The 18,123-nt window shown below is 40.8% G+C and carries 17 protein-coding genes; 6 read left to right on the forward strand and 11 right to left on the reverse strand.

The window, feature by feature from the left end:
* Window positions 1–114: 114 nt before the first annotated feature.
* A complete protein-coding gene (locus PSI15_RS02760) occupies window positions 115–555 on the reverse strand; it encodes a DUF2569 domain-containing protein (RefSeq protein WP_273582193.1) in 441 nt (146 codons plus the stop codon).
* A 177-nt stretch (window positions 556–732) separates the two neighbouring features.
* On the opposite strand from PSI15_RS02760, the gene PSI15_RS02765 reads away from it, so the two are divergent.
* Both PSI15_RS02765 and PSI15_RS02770 read left to right on the forward strand, forming a co-directional pair.
* Window positions 733–1,773 (forward strand): oxidoreductase, encoded by a 1,041-nt coding sequence (locus tag PSI15_RS02765; protein ID WP_273582194.1) that lies wholly within the window; start codon window positions 733–735, stop codon window positions 1,771–1,773.
* A gap of 37 nt (window positions 1,774–1,810) precedes the next feature.
* Window positions 1,811–2,791 carry a bile acid:sodium symporter family protein gene (locus PSI15_RS02770; RefSeq protein WP_273582195.1) on the forward strand — a complete coding sequence of 327 codons (981 nt, stop codon included), beginning with the start codon at window positions 1,811–1,813 and terminating at the stop codon, window positions 2,789–2,791.
* Window positions 2,792–2,909: 118 nt separating this feature from the next.
* On the opposite strand, the gene add is transcribed toward PSI15_RS02770, so the two are convergent.
* From add to manA, 3 genes are all read right to left on the reverse strand, one after another.
* Window positions 2,910–3,911: an adenosine deaminase gene (gene add, locus PSI15_RS02775; protein ID WP_273582196.1), complete on the reverse strand. Its 1,002-nt coding sequence runs from the start codon at window positions 3,909–3,911 to the stop codon at window positions 2,910–2,912.
* A 121-nt stretch (window positions 3,912–4,032) separates the two neighbouring features.
* Window positions 4,033–5,565, reverse strand: coding sequence for a YdgA family protein (locus PSI15_RS02780; RefSeq protein WP_273582197.1), 1,533 nt, complete (start codon window positions 5,563–5,565; stop codon window positions 4,033–4,035).
* Window positions 5,566–5,675: 110 nt separating this feature from the next.
* The gene (gene manA / locus PSI15_RS02785; protein WP_273582198.1) at window positions 5,676–6,848 is read right to left on the reverse strand and encodes a mannose-6-phosphate isomerase; all 1,173 of its coding nucleotides are present in this window, start codon (window positions 6,846–6,848) and stop codon (window positions 5,676–5,678) included.
* 173 nt (window positions 6,849–7,021) lie between these two features.
* Here manA and fumC point away from each other — a divergent pair, with 173 nt between their 5' ends.
* On the forward strand, window positions 7,022–8,416 hold the full coding sequence (fumC, locus tag PSI15_RS02790; protein WP_273582199.1) for a class II fumarate hydratase: 1,395 nt from the start codon (window positions 7,022–7,024) through the stop codon (window positions 8,414–8,416).
* A 61-nt stretch (window positions 8,417–8,477) separates the two neighbouring features.
* Here fumC and tus read toward each other — a convergent pair whose 3' ends face one another.
* The gene (tus, locus tag PSI15_RS02795) at window positions 8,478–9,404 is read right to left on the reverse strand and encodes a DNA replication terminus site-binding protein (RefSeq protein ID WP_273582200.1); all 927 of its coding nucleotides are present in this window, start codon (window positions 9,402–9,404) and stop codon (window positions 8,478–8,480) included.
* A gap of 279 nt (window positions 9,405–9,683) precedes the next feature.
* Between tus and PSI15_RS02800 the strand changes: the two genes are divergently transcribed.
* Window positions 9,684–10,316, forward strand: a complete 633-nt coding sequence (locus tag PSI15_RS02800; RefSeq protein WP_045970833.1) for a helix-turn-helix domain-containing protein — start codon at window positions 9,684–9,686, stop codon at window positions 10,314–10,316.
* 116 nt (window positions 10,317–10,432) lie between these two features.
* On the opposite strand, the gene PSI15_RS02805 is transcribed toward PSI15_RS02800, so the two are convergent.
* Window positions 10,433–11,626 (reverse strand): MFS transporter, encoded by a 1,194-nt coding sequence (locus PSI15_RS02805; protein ID WP_273582201.1) that lies wholly within the window; start codon window positions 11,624–11,626, stop codon window positions 10,433–10,435.
* 132 nt (window positions 11,627–11,758) lie between these two features.
* Here PSI15_RS02805 and PSI15_RS02810 point away from each other — a divergent pair, with 132 nt between their 5' ends.
* Together PSI15_RS02810 and bioD are read left to right on the forward strand one after the other, a co-directional pair.
* Window positions 11,759–12,688, forward strand: coding sequence for a LysR family transcriptional regulator (locus PSI15_RS02810; protein ID WP_273582202.1), 930 nt, complete (start codon window positions 11,759–11,761; stop codon window positions 12,686–12,688).
* A gap of 119 nt (window positions 12,689–12,807) precedes the next feature.
* Window positions 12,808–13,476 carry a dethiobiotin synthase gene (bioD, locus tag PSI15_RS02815; protein ID WP_273582203.1) on the forward strand — a complete coding sequence of 223 codons (669 nt, stop codon included), beginning with the start codon at window positions 12,808–12,810 and terminating at the stop codon, window positions 13,474–13,476.
* Between the two features lie 55 nt (window positions 13,477–13,531).
* Here bioD and PSI15_RS02820 read toward each other — a convergent pair whose 3' ends face one another.
* The 5 genes from PSI15_RS02820 to PSI15_RS02840 all read right to left on the reverse strand — a co-directional run bounded on the left by PSI15_RS02820 (window position 13,532) and on the right by PSI15_RS02840 (window position 18,117).
* The gene (locus tag PSI15_RS02820) at window positions 13,532–13,837 is read right to left on the reverse strand and encodes a DUF1161 domain-containing protein (protein WP_408673178.1); all 306 of its coding nucleotides are present in this window, start codon (window positions 13,835–13,837) and stop codon (window positions 13,532–13,534) included.
* Window positions 13,838–13,870: 33 nt separating this feature from the next.
* Entirely contained in the window at window positions 13,871–14,230 is a 360-nt protein-coding gene (locus PSI15_RS02825) for a DUF1283 family protein (RefSeq protein WP_273582204.1), read from the reverse strand.
* Between the two features lie 71 nt (window positions 14,231–14,301).
* The gene (ydfG, locus tag PSI15_RS02830) at window positions 14,302–15,048 is read right to left on the reverse strand and encodes a bifunctional NADP-dependent 3-hydroxy acid dehydrogenase/3-hydroxypropionate dehydrogenase YdfG (RefSeq protein WP_273582205.1); all 747 of its coding nucleotides are present in this window, start codon (window positions 15,046–15,048) and stop codon (window positions 14,302–14,304) included.
* A gap of 212 nt (window positions 15,049–15,260) precedes the next feature.
* Entirely contained in the window at window positions 15,261–16,979 is a 1,719-nt protein-coding gene (locus PSI15_RS02835) for an ABC transporter ATP-binding protein (RefSeq protein WP_273582206.1), read from the reverse strand.
* A gap of 211 nt (window positions 16,980–17,190) precedes the next feature.
* On the reverse strand, window positions 17,191–18,117 hold the full coding sequence (locus PSI15_RS02840) for a dimethylarginine dimethylaminohydrolase family protein (RefSeq protein ID WP_273582207.1): 927 nt from the start codon (window positions 18,115–18,117) through the stop codon (window positions 17,191–17,193).
* Between the last annotated feature and the right edge of the window lie 6 nt (window positions 18,118–18,123).

Here is an 18,123-nt window from a genome sequence, read left to right on the forward strand (position 1 = left end):
ACCTGAAAATAATAGATTGGAAAATGGAACACTGCTTACATAGTTTGAATAGACATTCCCCCACTTGAATGTGGGGCAAGTGGGGGGAATGATAACAATCAATTGTGGGGTATGTTATCGATCTTGTGTGAAAGTCATTTTCACCCGATGGGAACGTTTAATATAAGGAACGAAAGCTGCGGCAGCCAGTAATGGCCATAATAGGGAGCGTATTGCCATTTCATCAGAAATGGGAGAAAAGGCGAAGGTCTTTACCGCGATCAGAACGGAAATCATCAGCCAAATAATAAAAATACGCGGGAATCGTTTCGAACGAATAAAAAGTAGTTTTAATACCCAGGCAGTAAAACACCACATTATTGCCGTGGTTAATACCGAAGTATACCACAGCGTGGTAAAGCCACCGCTGATTTGATGAATAGCTTCATTTTTATGGATAAAGGTCATCATATATAACAGCAGCATTAAACTGGCGGCGATTAATGTCATGATGAGATAGGCGGCAGGCGCTAATAACCAACCGTTAATGCGATAATAATCATTGGATTGATACATAAGAATTTTTCATTCCATCATGCGTGTTTTTTGATATAGGAAATGATTATAGGAAAAAGAGCGTGGAACTGGAATTCGGATTAGTTGCTAACCTGTGATAAGTAGTGGTACTTTTTGATGCTTTGTTACCTGCTTACAGTATTTGCGTGATATTACGATCATTTTTTAGGGGCAGTTATGAGTGATTTCTTAAAAGTTGGTTTGGTGGGTTATGGTTATGCAAGTAAGACATTCCATGCACCATTGATTGCGGGGACGCCCAATGTTGAATTGGTGGCTATTTCCAGCAGTGATGCAGATAAAGTAAAAAAAGATTGGTCAACAGTATCCGTTGTTTCCTCGCCGGAAGCGCTTTTCAATGATCCCAACATTGACCTGATTGTGATCCCAACGCCAAATGATACGCACTACCCATTAGCGCAAAAGGCGTTGGCTGCGGGTAAACATGTTATCGTCGATAAGCCTTTTACTATTACCGTAGAACAGGCTCAATCGCTGAAAAAACAAGCCGAAGAGGCGAAATTATTGCTGTCTGTATTCCATAATCGCCGTTGGGATTCTGGCTTTCTGACCGTGAAGTCAATCATTAAAGAAAATAAACTGGGCGCACTAAAATATTATGAAGCCCACTTTGATCGTTATCGTCCCGTTGTTCGCCAGCGTTGGCGCGAAGCTGCCGGAGCCGGCAGCGGCATTTGGTATGATTTAGCCCCGCACTTACTGGATCAGGCGGTTCAACTGTTTGGCAAACCCCAAGCCATCACAACCGATTTAGGCATGATACGCCCAAATGCAGAAACTGCGGATTATTTTCATGCACAGCTCACTTATCCCAATTTGAAAGTGGTATTACATGCAACCATGCTCGCAGCAGTGGAATCACCCATTTATACTTTGCATGGTATGGCCGGGAGTTATACCAAATATGGTTTAGATCCTCAGGAAGAACGCCTGAAAGCAGGGGAAAGGCCGCCACGGGTCGACTGGGGATATGATGCACGGGATGGGTATGTGACGTTGTCACAAGGTGATGACTTAGCGACCAAAGTTATTCCAACGGTGCCGGGCAATTATGGCGCTTATTATGCGGCTATTCGTGATGCAATTTTGTTTGGAAAATCGAATCCAGTCACTGCCGGTGAAGCTATTCTGATTATGAAACTGATTGAGGCAGGTGAGAAATCGGCAAAAGAACAACGCACGATTTTAATTGATTGATTAAACGGTGGCAGGTAAGGCAAGGGGAGCTATATTGATGAACGTGTTGCAAAAATTAAGAATTGATCCTTTTTTAGTGATACTGATTACGGTCGTTATCATTGCATCGTTCTTTCCTTGTGAAGGTGAAGCTAAAAAGTGGTTTCAGTACTTAACTACCGCGGCGATTGCGCTGCTATTTTTTATGCATGGTGCAAAGTTATCCCGTGATGCCATTTTGGCGGGAATAGGGCATTGGCGGCTGCATTTGGTGATTTTCACCAGCACTTTTATTTTGTTCCCTATATTGGGAATGGGATTGAGTTTCATTGTGCCGGAATGGATGTCACCAACGATTTATATGGGTTTTTTGTATCTTTGTGCTTTACCTGCCACAGTGCAATCATCTATCGCTTTTACTTCTGTTGCCGGGGGAAATGTTGCTGCGGCGATATGCAGTGCTTCAGCTTCAAGTTTATTAGGGGTATTCCTGTCTCCGTTATTAGTGGGTTTCTTGATCCAAACCCATGAAGGAGGTGCTCACACCGATACGTGGAAAGCGATAAAAGATATTATCTTACAGTTGATGGTGCCTTTTATTGTCGGCCATTTATCACGTCCCCTGATTGCGGATTGGGTGGAAAAACATAAGAAATGGGTCAACATGACGGATCGTTCTTCTATCTTGCTGGTGGTTTATGTTGCATTTAGTGAAGCGGTGGTGGAAGGCATCTGGCATAAAATCGATGCCTATTCATTACTTATGATTGGGATCGTCTGCTGCGTTTTATTGGCAGTGGTATTAATCATTAATATTTATAGCTCGCGTTTGCTGGGGTTTAGCAAAGATGATGAAATCACCATTGTGTTTTGTGGTTCGAAGAAGAGCCTGGCGAATGGTGTGCCGATGGCTGATGTGTTATTTCCCGCGTCAATGGTCGGTGTGATGTTGCTACCGTTGATGATTTTCCACCAGATCCAATTGATGGTTTGTGCTGTCCTTGCCCAACGTTATGCACAACGCTTAAAAACCAAATAAGAACAAAAAAGGCAGAGTGGTTTTCTGCCTTTGGAATACGGTTTCTGAAATCCCATCTTTAAAATATCGTCCTTGGAGTCACTATTCTTGCAATTATCCTTGAAATAAAGCGCGTTTCTTAACGATTGGCAACTTTATCTTTGAGTGCCTGTTTTTCCGCTTCGCTAAGGAAAGCCGTTGCCAACCCGTTAATCTGCGCCTGCCGGATCAGTGCCGGCGACAGCCCCGCAGCCGGTGCAGCAACCTGATACTCATGACGAATTTCAATGCCTTCTACTGCGGGGTCATCCGTATTGATCGATGCCAAAATACCGTGCTCAAGGAATTGTTTCAGCGGGTGGGCTTGCAAGGTACTGACTGTACTGGTTTGCAGGTTTGATGTCAGGCAGGATTCAATACCGATACCGTGTTCAGCTAAATAATCCATTAGGGCGGGGTCGGTGATGGCTTTCACGCCGTGCCCAATGCGGGTGGCACCCAATTCACGAATCGCATGCCAAATGCTTTCTGCTCCCGCGGCTTCACCGGCGTGTACGCTAATATTCCAGCCTGCATCACGCGCTTGGTTAAAATGTTGTTCAAAGAGGTGACCTGGGAACCCTAACTCATCACCCGCCAGATCTAATGCGGTAATGTGTTGCTTGTGCGCCAACAGTCCGGCGAGTTCTTGGCTACAGGCTTTTTCACCAAATGTCCGGCTCAGGATACCAATCAAACAGATCTGAATATCATGTTGCTGGCTTGCTGAATGAATACCATCGATGATGGCTTCTACGACACCTTCAATGGGGAGCTGGTGTTTCATCGCCATGTAGTAAGGAGAGAAACGCAGTTCAGCGTAATCAAGACCTGCATTGACCGCATCTTCAACGTTTTCAATGGCAACTCTGCGGCAAGCCTCTAAATCGGCAAGTACCGTCACTCCCCAGTCTAATTTTTGCAGGAAGCTGACGAGGTTAGGTTCATTTTCAATGATTTGGACATGGGGACGTAATGCTTCCAGTTCATAAGCTGGGAGTGGGATATTATGTTGACGGGCAAGATCCAAAATAGTTTCGGGACGGATATTACCATCAAGGTGACGGTGTAGATCGGTCAGTGGAAGCTGTATGTCAATCATTTTCTTATCCTTCTTATCAAATTTTATATATACAAAAAAGCCAGTCAACTTGTTGACTGGCAAGAAAGCGAAAGCACTGTCGATTTAATTATCGACTTAATCTTAGTGATTAACGATGCACTTATTTAACTTCACTTTTAACGGCAGGGAGTTCAGCATCAGACTCATCATCATGCTGATTTTGTTCACCATCTTGAACATCATAGGTTCCGGCAAGGCCATTATCAAGCAGGAATTGGTGTAAGCTGGATTCTTTGTCATTTAATTTAACTTTGTCATCGGCGTAATGGAAATCAAGGCCAATGATACCGTTTTTATCCGTCAGGATTTTGTGTTTAACCCCTTCTTGAGCCACCATTTGCACCTGTAATTTTGCCTTGGCTTCTGCGGCATCTTTGTCCTTACCGTCCAGCATTTCTGACTGTACGATAGATTCTATCAGCATGTCCTTAGAGATGTTAACGTTCAAAGATAACTTTTGAACCAGAGTACGAACCATCTCTTCCGGTTTCATCAGGTTCAACGACCCCTTATCTTCCGGAATATTTTGTAAGGAAAGATTGAAATCGACTGAACTTTTACCTTTGCTGTTTTTCCAGCTAAAAGGAGAAACGCTGAATTGTGGGTTTTTATTCAGGAGGAGGTGTACGTTATTGAGGATAGCGTAGGACGCTTCCTCTGTCGTCAAGGCTGCTTCTGTTGCATCATTATAGGCTTGAGTAAATTTACGTACAGATTGACCATCTAATTTCTCCATGTTCAAGGCTAACTGGCCGGAACCAAACTCGATATCCTTGATTTTTACACCATTAACGCCATAAGCGATTTTGATATGCAGATTATCTTTATCCTCGCCTAAATTGGAGGTCACTTTTATGCCTTTAAGGGAGATATTGGGTTCATTGGGAATACCATTCATACTGAATTCGCCAACTTTGTAGCTTTGATCCCCGATATAGATATCGAATTTGCCTTTTTTATTATCCGCTTTGAAATCAATATCCTTAAGGGAGATTGTCTCTTGTTTGGTCGGATCACTGAAAGACAGTTCGTCACTTTTGACTGCGAATGAAAATGCGCTTAAATCACGATCCGTCTCGGCACTGATTTTGGCACCTGAGAATGACAGAACACGCTGCTCACCATTTTTTTTGGTTTCTGTATGATTGATGGGAATCAAGTCAATGTTGCCAGCGATCGCGCCGCTATAACCGACTTTGGCATCTAAGCTAAACAGTGATTTTCCATTGGTGAAGTCAAACAGCGCTTTCAGGGCATCATTTTGTTCAAGTTCTGAATGGATAGCAGCCATTTTTGGGATCAGGTTAAATGTCTTCAGGTTGGCAATAGGGAATGGCCCATGATCAATCGTTGATTTGAAAATGATTTCTTCATTAGGCGAGATGTCGGCACGTTTTACCCCATTTTTGATGGTCAGGATGAAACGGACATCGGAGCTGAAAACACCGCGTTTAAAATCTTTTGCCTGCCATTCTATGCCACTTTCAGGAAATGATTTTGCCAGTTCGGTGTTGGCCTTTTTCATAAAACCATCCAGACGACTTTCAATTGCCTTACCGGTATACCATGATGCCCCTGTCCATACCGCACCCAGAGCAACAATAACGCTTACTGCAACTAACGATTTTTTCATGTGGAAATTCCATCCTTTTAACGCGTGTTATGCGTTTTGTATTTATGTCAAAATTCACTAAAAATGCGATTAACAACCAATGGATATAATTATAACTCTATGAATTTAAATTAATTAGATACCTTGGCTATTTTCCCGTTACCATAAACATTTACGGCTTTTTCTATAGCAGATAAGAAGATTGATTCACCTGAGCGTAATCTCAATTGCTGCTTATCCGTGCGGATAACGGCTTGCCCTTCAACACAAAACAGAACTGATGCTGAATCATTCTCCAATGAAATGGGTTGTTCTGAAACAGCATAAACAGAAAAACTAAAATCATTGACAGGAACAGGGTAATTCAGCCCATCTTTTTCCTGTTTTGGCACAGTTAGCAAAGTATCGGCAGCTTTTGGCATAAAATCCAGATTAGCCATTAATTCAGGGATATCAATATGCTTACTGGTAAGACCCGCACGCAACACATTGTCAGAATTGGCCATGACTTCCAGAGCAACGCCATCAAGGTAAGCATGGGGCGTGCGGGCATATAAAAACATCGCTTGGCCGGGTTCGAGTTCAACCACATTGAGCAGGAGCGGTGTAAACAGTCCATTGTCATCGGGATAGAATGAGGTCATTTTTTTGATGGTATCCCAAGGCTCGCCCTGATGACTGTTTAATGCTGACTTTAAAACCGCAATCGCCCGATGTTTCTGTTCGCCTTGCATATTCAATAACTGTGAAAAGAGAAACGACAAATTTTGTTCAGTCGGATGCTGGAGGAATGTTTGAATATCGGGATGCGCGGCAGAAACATAATCCAATAATTGCGCGATTTCAGATAAAGGTCTAAAAGCATTCATGGCCTTGAAGGGCGTTAGTGCATAGACCAATTCAGGCTTATGGTTATCGTCTTTATAGTTACGTTGGGCTGAATCTAACGGTACCCCTTGAACATTTTCTTTGGCAAAGCCCAGTTCAGCCGATGTCTTATCGGGATGCACTTGAATAGACAGGGGTTGCGCGGCACACAAAACTTTAAACAAGAAAGGCAAACGCTGGAATTGTTGGGCGACTTTTTTGCCAAGGTATTTTTCTGGCTCTTGGTCGATCAACGTATTTAAGGCCGTCGTTTCGCCTGTTTGAGGATCGGTGACCAGTGAACTGCATTTCGGATGTGCCCCCATCCACAGTTCTGCCATTGGCTGATTGTCAGGATTCTCGATACCATAAATATCCGTCAGGGCGGTTTTACTTCCCCAGTCATAATGTTGGATGTTGTTGGTCATTTTCAGCATGGCAGAATTTCCTATAATAAAAAGTCACTTATTTATATGACAACAATACAATAAACACGATTAGGTCGCATTATCGATAATAAATTTATGGCATTATAAACAGATGCCGACTAATTTTATCTGCAAAGTTTATTCCGGCGTATTCAATTATTCTGTGTGCTAAGGAGATAGTAATGGCAGCCACTCGCATTGAAAAAGACTCAATGGGACCTATCGAAGTACCTGCTGACCAATTATGGGGGGCGCAAACTCAGCGCTCACTGGAGCATTTCCGCATTTCTCAGGAAAAAATGCCTGTTGCATTGATTCATGCCCTTGCATTGACTAAACAAGCCGCGGCCAGTGTCAATATGGATCTGGGCCTTCTGCCTAAAGAACGCGGTGCAGCAATTATTGCTGCGGCGAAAGAGGTGTTGGAAGACAAACACCCAACAGAATTCCCTCTTGCTATCTGGCAGACCGGTTCGGGAACTCAAAGCAACATGAACATGAATGAAGTGTTGGCGAACCGTGGTAGTGAGATCCTGGGCGGCAAAAGGGGCAACGAACGTCTGATTCATCCTAACGATGATGTTAACAAGAGCCAAAGCTCTAACGACGTTTTCCCAACGGCTATGCATGTTGCGGCAGTTACCGCATTACGTGACCATCTGTTACCAGAGTTAAAAGTGCTACAGAAAACGTTGGCCGATAAAGCGGACGCATTTAAAGACATCGTAAAAATTGGCCGTACTCATTTGCAAGATGCAACGCCGTTGACCTTAGGTCAGGAAGTTTCCGGTTGGGCTGCTATGTTGACGCATAACCTGAAACACATTGAAGACAGCATTCCTCATGTGTGTGAACTGGCGCTGGGGGGAACCGCTGTCGGTACTGGCCTGAATACGCACCCTGAATATGCTGTCCGTGTTGCGCAGAAAATTGCTGAATTATCCGGCCATCCTTTTGTCACTTCACCAAATAAATTTGAATCTCTGGCAACCTGTGATGCGTTGGTTCACTCACACGGTGCATTGAAAGGCTTGGCTTCATCATTGATGAAGATTGCTAACGATGTTCGTTGGCTGGCGTCTGGTCCTCGTTGCGGTATTGGTGAAATCTCCATTCCTGAAAATGAACCAGGCAGCTCGATTATGCCGGGTAAAGTAAACCCAACTCAATGTGAAGCGATGACCATGTTATGTGCTCAGGTGATGGGTAACGATGTGGCGATCAATATTGGTGGTTCATCCGGTAACTTTGAATTAAACGTATTCCGTCCAATGGTTATTCATAACTTCCTGCAATCCGTTCGTTTGCTGGCGGATGGTATGCGCAGTTTCAATGAGCATTGTGCGATTGGTATTGAACCTAATCGTGATCGCATCACTCAACTGCTGAACGAATCACTAATGCTGGTAACGGCATTAAATACCCATATTGGCTACGATAAGGCTGCTGAAATTGCTAAAAAAGCGCATAAAGAGGGGCTGACGCTGAAACAGTCAGCACTTCAGTTAGGCTACTTAACTGAAGCTGAATTTGATGCGTGGGTTCGTCCAGAAGATATGGTTGGCAGCATGAAGTAATTTGCTTGTTATAAGCAAAAATGTAAAAACCGGAGAACAGTTACTCCGGTTTTTTTATATCTTAAATTTCTTTGTAGAGATGCAGACGGGGAATGACCAACTCAAGTGGCTTCGCTTTGGGCTTATGCTTGTGTTTAATTGCGTTGACATTGTAGTTGGACAAGGTACCGATTTTGGGTTTGGTTTCACGGTCTTCTGTGTAGAAAGCAATCACAGGCAGCGGGCAGGCATATTGAACTTGTTTTTGTATTTCTGAGTACCATACACGGGTAATCGGTTGTACTTTGACGGGGCGTTTGATTTTCAATACTACATCATCGGATAACTTTTTTATATCAGTTATCTCTAATGCGACTAATGCTGCCCATTGATCACTGGAGTAGGGAGGAACCGCCCTTCCTGCGTTACAGCTTTTCTCCAGCCTTTCCAGAATCTGTTGTTTGGTGACTTTATTAATGATGTTCTTATTGGCCCAACCGAAATTAATGGAGTCAGGGTTCAATAGGGGAGTGATAGTCCGGTAGGCATTCAGGGTAATAAGGCCTCGTAAATGTTCATGAACAAATTCAAATCGTTGCTCTTTACTGACACCAGATTTTTTGGTAACGATATTCTCCAGCTCTATTTTTAATTGGTTTACTTCCTTAATTATTTCTATCGCCTCTTTATGTTGCTGGTGGTTGACCGCAAAGCATAAGGCGCCAGGAAGCCGGCTTGCCGCTTTGCTGCTGATATTAGGGTTATTGTGGTGTATGAATAGCTTTTGATAGAAGCGTAAGCCTGCATTGAGTGCTTCATTTCCTGATAGCGGGTTGACCATAATTTCGGTTACTTGTTCATGTTCTTCACCTTTTTTGATTTTAGGTAATTCAAATACCCGTGCATCAATAAGTTGATAATCCATCAACAACTCAATCAATCCAGATAGTTTTTCTTCTTGTTTTTTAAAGCAAGTTGTCAGTGATTCTATGGAAAGATACTTATTCATGATTTTCTCAGTCATTATTGAGTGTACATAACTTGAATTAGTTACAACATACTGTTTTCACTATAAACCCAAATCACAAAAAACACCACAACAATCCTCAAAAAGCCTAATAACAAACAAAAATAGAAAACAACTATTGCGGAGCAATTTAACGGTATGATAAAAAATAATCACTCATTGATTAAGGGTTGACGTTCTAATTTTAATTAACTCAATTAAACATAAGAGATGTTTCAGACTGATCTTTTACTCTCTATTAATATACTAAGGTTGTTAAACATGAAAAGATTAGTTAAGCCAGTGAATTCCTTTAAAAAGGTGATAGAGACATTATTGCCGTACGCCGAATTAATCACAACCGGTTTATCAACACAAGGGAAATTAATTAATATAGAAAGTGAGTTTGCTAAGTTTTTTTTATTAGATCAAGGATATGTCAATATCCGTAGAATAAATGACGATTTAATCATTGCGACATTTTTTTCACCTCATGTCATTGGGTTATCTTTCTATTCTGGAGGAGAAACCTATTATTCCATTGAGCTAGGGGAAAATTGTAAGATCTTTCAAATTCCGCGCGTTAGTGCATTGAATGCCATAAAGAAACATGACCTCTATAGAGAGTGGATGAGGATCATTTCCTATAAAATATCCTTCTTATACGCCAGAGATGTTAGTCTTTTTCGTCATAGTAATAGGGATGTGGTATGCAGTTTGTTATCTCGCCTGATGACCTTGCCAAAAGAATTCAGGGAAAATATTACGGCAATTAAATACATAGAACAAAGATGCACACTTTCGCGCAGTGGTATACAACGAGTATTACTTTCTCTAAGAAAGGAAGGGTGTATTGAAATTATTGATGGGTATCTAACTAAAATTCTGACATTGCCGATTGAATCCTATTATTAATACAACATGTTGAAAGATTAGGTAAATAGTGAATAGTTCTAATTTTTTGAAAATTTTGCTTAAACATTGCCGACATTTATTAAATAATTGTGTCTATGTCGGCAATTGTATTTAAATTATTTCGCTAATTTATTGAGTTTGCAGCCTAAATAAAGAGCAATAATTATCAGCAATGCAATAAATACGGCAACACCATTCCAGGCAAAATAAGACCAAAATACGCCACCTAATGTCCCTGCAATACTGGAACCAGAGTAATAGCAGAATAAATAGAGTGATGAGGCTTGCGCTTTTGCCCGTTTGGCTCTTTGTCCTACCCAACCACTGGCAACTGCATGGGCGGCAAAGAAGCCGGTTGTCAGCATCATCACGCCCAGTATCACCGCCCAAATAGGGGAAAATAGGGTGACTATACAGCCAATTAACATCATACCAATGGCCGCTAATAATACTTTTCCTTTCCCATGCTTGCTTGTCAGCGTACCCGCTTTAGTTGCGCTGTAAGTTCCTGTTAAGTAAACAACAGACAGCAATCCAACAACAGTTTGGTTTAAATGATAAGGTGCTGCTAATAATCGATAACCAATGTAATTAAACATGGTGACAAAGCCTCCCATAAGCAAAAAGGCTTCTGCAAATAGCAGGGGAAGACCTTGGTCACGGAAGTGTAATTTCAAATTGATGAGCAGTGACTTCGGTTTTAACGAACTGGGTTTAAAGTGTTTGGATTCCGGTAACATCTTCCAAAATGCAATGGCAGAGATTAAGGCAAAAGCGCCTAATAAGATAACGGCGATCCTCCACGAATAGTGATCTGCAATGACACCAGTAATCAAGCGTCCGCTCATTCCTCCTATTGAGTTACCACTTATATAAAGACCGATAGATAAGGCGACATAACTGGGATGCACTTCTTCACTTAAATAAGTCATGGCAACCGCAGCAACACCACTGACTGACAAACCCACGAGCGCCCGGATAAATAAAATTCCATGCCAGCTTGTTACGACAGAACTTAAGAGAGTAAAAATGGCGGCAGCAATTAGTGATACGACCATGACATTTTTGCGGCCAAGTGCATCAGATAGAGGACCTGTGATTAACAAGCCGAGGGATAACATTCCAGTAGACAGTGATAGAGCTAAGCTACTGTTAGCCGGCGAGATGTTAAATTCCTCTGATAAAAGCGGCAAAATGGGTTGGACGAAATAGAGTAAGGCGAAAGTTGCCAGCCCAACGGCAAAAAATGAGAGAGTAACACGCAGGTCGACAGTTGCTGATTTTCCACCGGCGCTTTGGATTGTATTCACGCTACTTCCTTATCCAGGTAAAACAAACGTTAACTACTTGATGTAGATCAAGGATAGGAATTCATGAATATTTTGTCTAATATATTAATGATAAGAAATAATACTTTTAAAGTATCAATTAGGTGATAGATAATGACAACTAATATTGAGCTTAGACACTTGCGTTATTTTATTGCTGTTGCAGAAGAGCTGCATTTTGGGCGTGCAGCAGAACGGTTGAATATTTCACAGCCACCATTAAGCCAACAGATTCAGGCGCTGGAAGCAAATATTAATGCTAAGTTACTGGTACGTAACAACAGAAATGTCAATTTAACCCCCGCCGGACGCATGTTTCTTCAGGAAGCCTATCAAATCATTGCTCAAGTCGATGCCGCTGCGACTAAAGCAGCCAGAATGCAGCAAGGGGAGTTAGGTGAGATTTCCATTGGCTTTACCTCCACTACACCTTTTATGCAGAAAGTGACCATGAGCTTACGTCAATTTCGAGAACGTTATCCTGACGTCGCCATTCATATGCATCAAATGAATACCAAACAGCAAATAGCGCCTTTGCAGACGGGGAGAATTGATATAGGGATCATGCGTAATACATCATTGCCCGATAATCTGGAACATCAATTACTCTTTCGGGAGCGTTTTATGTTGGCCGTATACGATGATCATCCTCTGCTGAAATATGTGAATGGAGGTGTTGATTTGGCAATGCTCTCGGATTATCCATTAGTGTTCTTTGAGCGTGATGTAGGAACAGCACTGTATGATGAAATTATTTCTTTATTGGCGAATGTAGGTGTGGTTCCGACGATTTCTCAAGAAGCAGGGGAAGCCATGACAATACTCGGTTTGGTGGCTGCGGGTTTAGGGGTAAGCATTATTACTGAATCATTTACCCGCATGAAATTAGATGGTGTCCAATATCTGCCTTTAGCAAACAATTCCGCTTATTCTGAGGTGTGGCTGGTTAAACATAAAAATAGCAATAGTAGCGCTGCGGCAGATCGGTTAACTCATCTGTTGATCTCAAATATTGTGGAAGAGGCTGATCAAGCAAAACATTGAGCTAACGCAATCCCTATCTCAAACACATCTCCTACACTCTAACCCTGCTCGTTACAGAGAGTAACTAAAGAAAGTAACCGGTTTATCTGTTCTGTATTATGGAAAACGGAAATGAATTTATGTTAACGCGCTTATTTGTTACAGGCACGGATACCAACATCGGTAAAACAGTTGTTACCCGCGCATTATTGCAAGCCTTTAATCGTGAAGGAGCAACCGCAGTGGGGTATAAACCTATTGCAACAGAAAAACAAGAAACTCCGGAGGGAATACGTAATCGTGATGCTTTAGTCATACATAAATCTTCACCGGTGCAAGTGGATTATGAAGAAATCAATCCTGTTATTTGGGAAAACAATTACGAAGAAGAAAATCGTGTTGATTTCACTCAAATGACAAAAGGTCTAAGAAATTTAGGACATAAAGCAGATCGCGTCATCATTGAAGGTAATGGTGGTTGGCGTATGTTACTAAAAGATAAAACGTTTTACTCTGATTGGGTTGTACAAGAAAAACTTGCTGTCATTTTAGTCGTTGGTATTCAGGCGGGTTGTGTTAATCATGCCATTCTGACTGCACAATCTATCATTAATGATGGTGTACCTTTAATTGGCTGGATCGCCAATCGCATCAATCCAGGGTTAGCGCACTATGCTAAGATATTGGATAGGTTACGCTGTCACATTCCGGCTCCACAATTAGGGGAAATTCCTTATCTTTTAAGGCCAGAAGAACGTGATTTATCGTGCTATCTGGATGTTTCTGCAATATCAGTATTTGATAATTAGAAAGGAAAACGAAAAGGGAGCAAGATACGCTCCCTTTTTAGGAAGAATGTTACTTTTAGCTTTTCTTATCACTTGGCGTTTCATGTGAAGTCGGGCTAATGTGAGAAAAACGGACATAGACGATTTTTTGTCTACCGTGATCACATTGACCAACAACTTTTCCCGTTGCGGAATTGTCATTAGTAATTTGATCACTCGGGACTAAATCAAGTCTAAAATCCTTTTGCGAAACACCATTTTTAATGATCTTCTGTGCAATTTCTTCTTTCAGGCTTTCACACGTTATTTTTTGTGACGCTTGCACTGCAAGGGGAGAAAGCGCGAAAAACAAGGTTCCAATCAGTAGGATCTTTTTCACCATTATCTCCTTATCTTGATGTCGATATTGAATTTCTCAAGGATTAATCGGCCGGCCTGTATTAATATCCAAACAACGTTTGGTACTCGGTTCCCAATAAACGTTAATGTTGGTACTTTCCAAACAGGCTTCACGATTATCAACTTCTATTTCATACTTATCAAACTCTTTCTCTCTACGTTTGTCCACTTTCTGACGCAATCTTCTTTGCTCATCCCATTCTTCTTTGCTTTGACGAGCCATTTCTTTGTTCATGGAATTTTCTCCGCCACCATTGATGGTTACACACGTGCCATCTGACGTACAAGGCGTCGAAAATACGGGGGCTTGCCAGAAGAGAGAAAACAGTAGAGTAATAACAGAAACACTTTTAACAACCAAAGAACGTATGTTCATATTTGAACCTCTTTCACTTGTGTCATGTATCAAACTCCCCGCAGCGCGGGGAGTAAGGCATTATCATAATATTAGCCTCTATATATGCTTAAGCCTGCGTATGACTGGCAAACTGGCATCATCTCTAATGTATTAACATTGACACGAGCAGGCAGGTTAGCAACCCAAAATACGGCTTCTGCAATATCATCTGCTGTCAGCGCATCTGCGCCTTCATAAGTTTTATCAACTTTTTCTGTATTACCTTTAAAGCGAACCTGAGAAAATTCGGTTCCCCCAACCAGTCCAGGTTCGATATCGGTGACTCGAATGTTCTTTCCGTGTAAGTCAGATCTCAGCCCTAAACTGAATTGTTTGACAAAGGCTTTAGTGGCACCGTATACGTTGCCCCCGGCATAAGGCCAAGTCGCTGCGGTGGAACCAATATTAATGACGTGTCCGTGGTTGGCTTGTACCATATTAGGCAACAAAGCCCGTGTCATGTTCACTAATCCTTTAGTATTAGTATCAATCATTGTTTCCCAATCATCAGGGTTAGCTTGATAAGCGGGTTCTAACCCTAATGCCAGCCCTGCATTATTCACCAGAACGTCGATATTGCGCAGGGTGTCTGGTAATTGCTGAACTGCTTGCTCAATTGCGGTGCGATCCCTAACATCGAGTTGAATGGGGTGGAAGTTTTCTCCCAATTCGTTTTTCAACTTATCTAATCGATCCTTACGGCGTCCTGTTCCAATGACGACAGAACCCTGCTTGATAAATTTTTTTGCAATTGTTTCACCGAAACCTGAAGTTGCTCCTGTCACAAAAACAATCATAACTATCCTCTTATCTGCGAATTATTATGGTTAATACCTATATTAGTAGAAAAAGTTGTTTCTCATTAGTCAAGGTTAATTTGTTATTATTATGGTTAACGCATTGTTTTTAAATACAATAACTTATATTTGACAGGATTTGTGACAGGGTGGTTGATTAACAGACAGAAAAGTCGATACTCGCGATGGCCCGCCAAGTGCGGGCCTAAAGATCAGTAATGAGTTTGCTCTTGTGTATTAGCGCTTGCTTGCCCCATATATTCCTGGAGAGAACCATCAAATGCGATTTTCCCTTTGTCGATTTTGATAACTCGTTCTGCCAGTCTAAATACACGCGGATCATGGCTTATCATAAGCACCGTTTTACCACGAACGATATTGTTCAATGATTCAGCAAAGCTATTTATTTTACTATTGTCCAGATAAGTGGTCGGTTCATCAAACAGCAGTATTTCTGGCGTCTTAAGATACAAACGTGCTAAGCCAATGACTTGCCTTTCACCGCCTGACAAGGAAGAACCTTTTTCATCAATGTATGAATCCAGGCCATCCTTCAATTTACCCAATAGTTCGCTGCCACCGGCTTTAATCAACGCGGAAATCATCTCTTCTTTGGTTGATTCTGTATTGGCAATGTGCAGATTATCGTATAACGTGCCTTTTATAATCTGAGTTTGTTGTGACATCACGCCAAACTTTTGCAGCCAATGCTGAGAATCGTGATTCTCCAGTACTTCGCCAAAAATTGAAACGTAGCCTTCGTTTAACGGTGTTAAGCCAGTCACGATATCAAATATCGTACTTTTACCTTGACCATTGTCACCAACAATAAGAATTCGTTCTCCTTTTTGTATAGCGATATTCATGTCTTTGAACAATGTATCTCTGTCGTTATAGGAAAATTTCTGGATATTGATATCAATAGCATCAGTACTGCAATTTCCTACTGGTTGGCTTTGTTTACCGATAGTTGGCTTATAGGCTCCCAACAATTCGGAGATTCTGTCCAATAGCGATTTGAGCGAAGCAAATTTGTTTAAATGAGTACTGTATCTCTTAATGGAATCAGACATTAACTGTTCATAAGTAAATGCAGCAACAAAGTTACCAGGATTAATCGTTCCGTCCATCAATAGCAAACCACCATACCAAAGCACGGCAATTGTCGATGCTAGCTGTGCAAAAAAACCAAGAGGAATGGATAGAGACATAAACAGACCTGTAATCCTCTCGACATTTTTCACTTTAGTATTAGCATCATTAATTCTCTTTTTCTCTGACTCTTCGGAATTAAAAATCTTGACAGATTTAATCCAAGAAAGAGACTCTTGTATAACACCCGTTAATCGTGAGTTATAAATTTGCAAAATTCTTTCATAAACAGCCACTCGGTTAGTGATTGGCTTGCTGATTAAAGTCGTCAGACACACCATCATGAATGCCAGAATAGCCAGTTTAATATCAATCAGAGCCATAGCAATAAATGGACCGATAATTGAAAGCGTATCATAGAGAAATTCGCTATATAAATCCCTGACTCTATCCGAGATAAGATAAGTATCGTTTTTTATTCTGAACGCCAGATTTGCTGAATGAAATTTTCTGGTTATATGATAGGGGAAAGAGAGGAAAGAATCGACTAACGATTTCCTCATGTTATAACTCAGTTCTGATGCATTAATTGTTTGCATCCAGATAATAATGGCGTGGCTGATGACAATCAATAGCGATACTGCGATAAGAGAAACAATTAATTGGTTAAATGAAAATGAGAGAATTAACTTATCCTTTAACAAGGTATTAACCAATTCCTGAACGAGAAATGGAAACAGAACCTCTGCTAAAGCTGCCACTATTGTAAAAACAATAGCCAGCACCAATGCTGCTTTCTGTTTACGTATAAAAGAATAAAGGAATATAATATATTTCATATACTGATCACTGTTAAGTTATCAATTTAACGAGTATAGGCAACATGTTAAAATTTACCATCCTATAAAAAGACAGCAGGTTCCATCCTTGGAAAATATTAATCCTATATCAATAAAATACAGAAGTAAAAGATACTATTTATATTGCAACTAACTCAATAATTTTGAATGAAATATGTAATCAATATTATTGAATATCTTATCACAATTTTTAAATCACCTGTATTTTATAAGAATACCTATTTAAATGCATAACCATGCAGGAAAGTAGGGCGCCGCTCTTCATATATTCAGACAAATTGAAAATTTTTGGTGTTAATGCCAGTTTAGAACAAATTTTTTCCAGTTCATGATTTTTATTCATTTCATAGATATAATCCTCCGTACCTGCTTTCAGGTCATTGATATTAGATGAACAAAGAATATGCTGATTGACTCTGACCGAGTTACAGATCCCGCTATATGCAATATCTTTACTAATGCTGATGACGTTAGTCACTTTTTCCAATTCTTTTAGCTCATCGCTGTTAAATCCACCGGTATAAACGAGCGTATTTTCTTTATCCAGAGGAAATATACTGCAATCTAAATGATAAAGATAAGGATCTCTTTCTTCCACTTTCACAATCTTGAGACCGAATTTTTCTTCCATCCAGTCATAGGTTTTGATATCACTTCTTATGCCATAACCACCGACCAATACATTATCATGCAGATGTTTTAATTCAGCTTCACCTTCAAAGTAGTAAGGAGCGACTTCAGTTTTATAACCTAAAGATTCAAAAAAACGCACCCCAATAGGTGTTTCTGATCGTCTGATTTCTGATGCAAAATTAGCAACAATTGCAGTAGGATCTTCATCACCAATAATAATTCCCAAGTTAGCAACATAGACTTGATCTTGCAGTTCCTGATGACTATCAGATGGCAGCAAATAAACCAATGATTGTGATGACATAAAGCTATATAACTTATAAAACTGTCTTAATGCCACTTTACTGTTCACATTGATGGCGGACTCATCCAGTTCTTCCATCCAAATGTTATTTCTCACATTGGTATTTAATGAAAAAGGAGGGGCTAATAAAAACACGGGCATTTTTACATCAGAAATGATATTAGGAGAATTCTTTAACATTTTAAA

Origin of the sequence: Xenorhabdus sp. PR6a, from assembly GCF_028599065.1 — a bacterium.
Lineage (GTDB): Bacteria > Pseudomonadota > Gammaproteobacteria > Enterobacterales > Enterobacteriaceae > Xenorhabdus > Xenorhabdus doucetiae.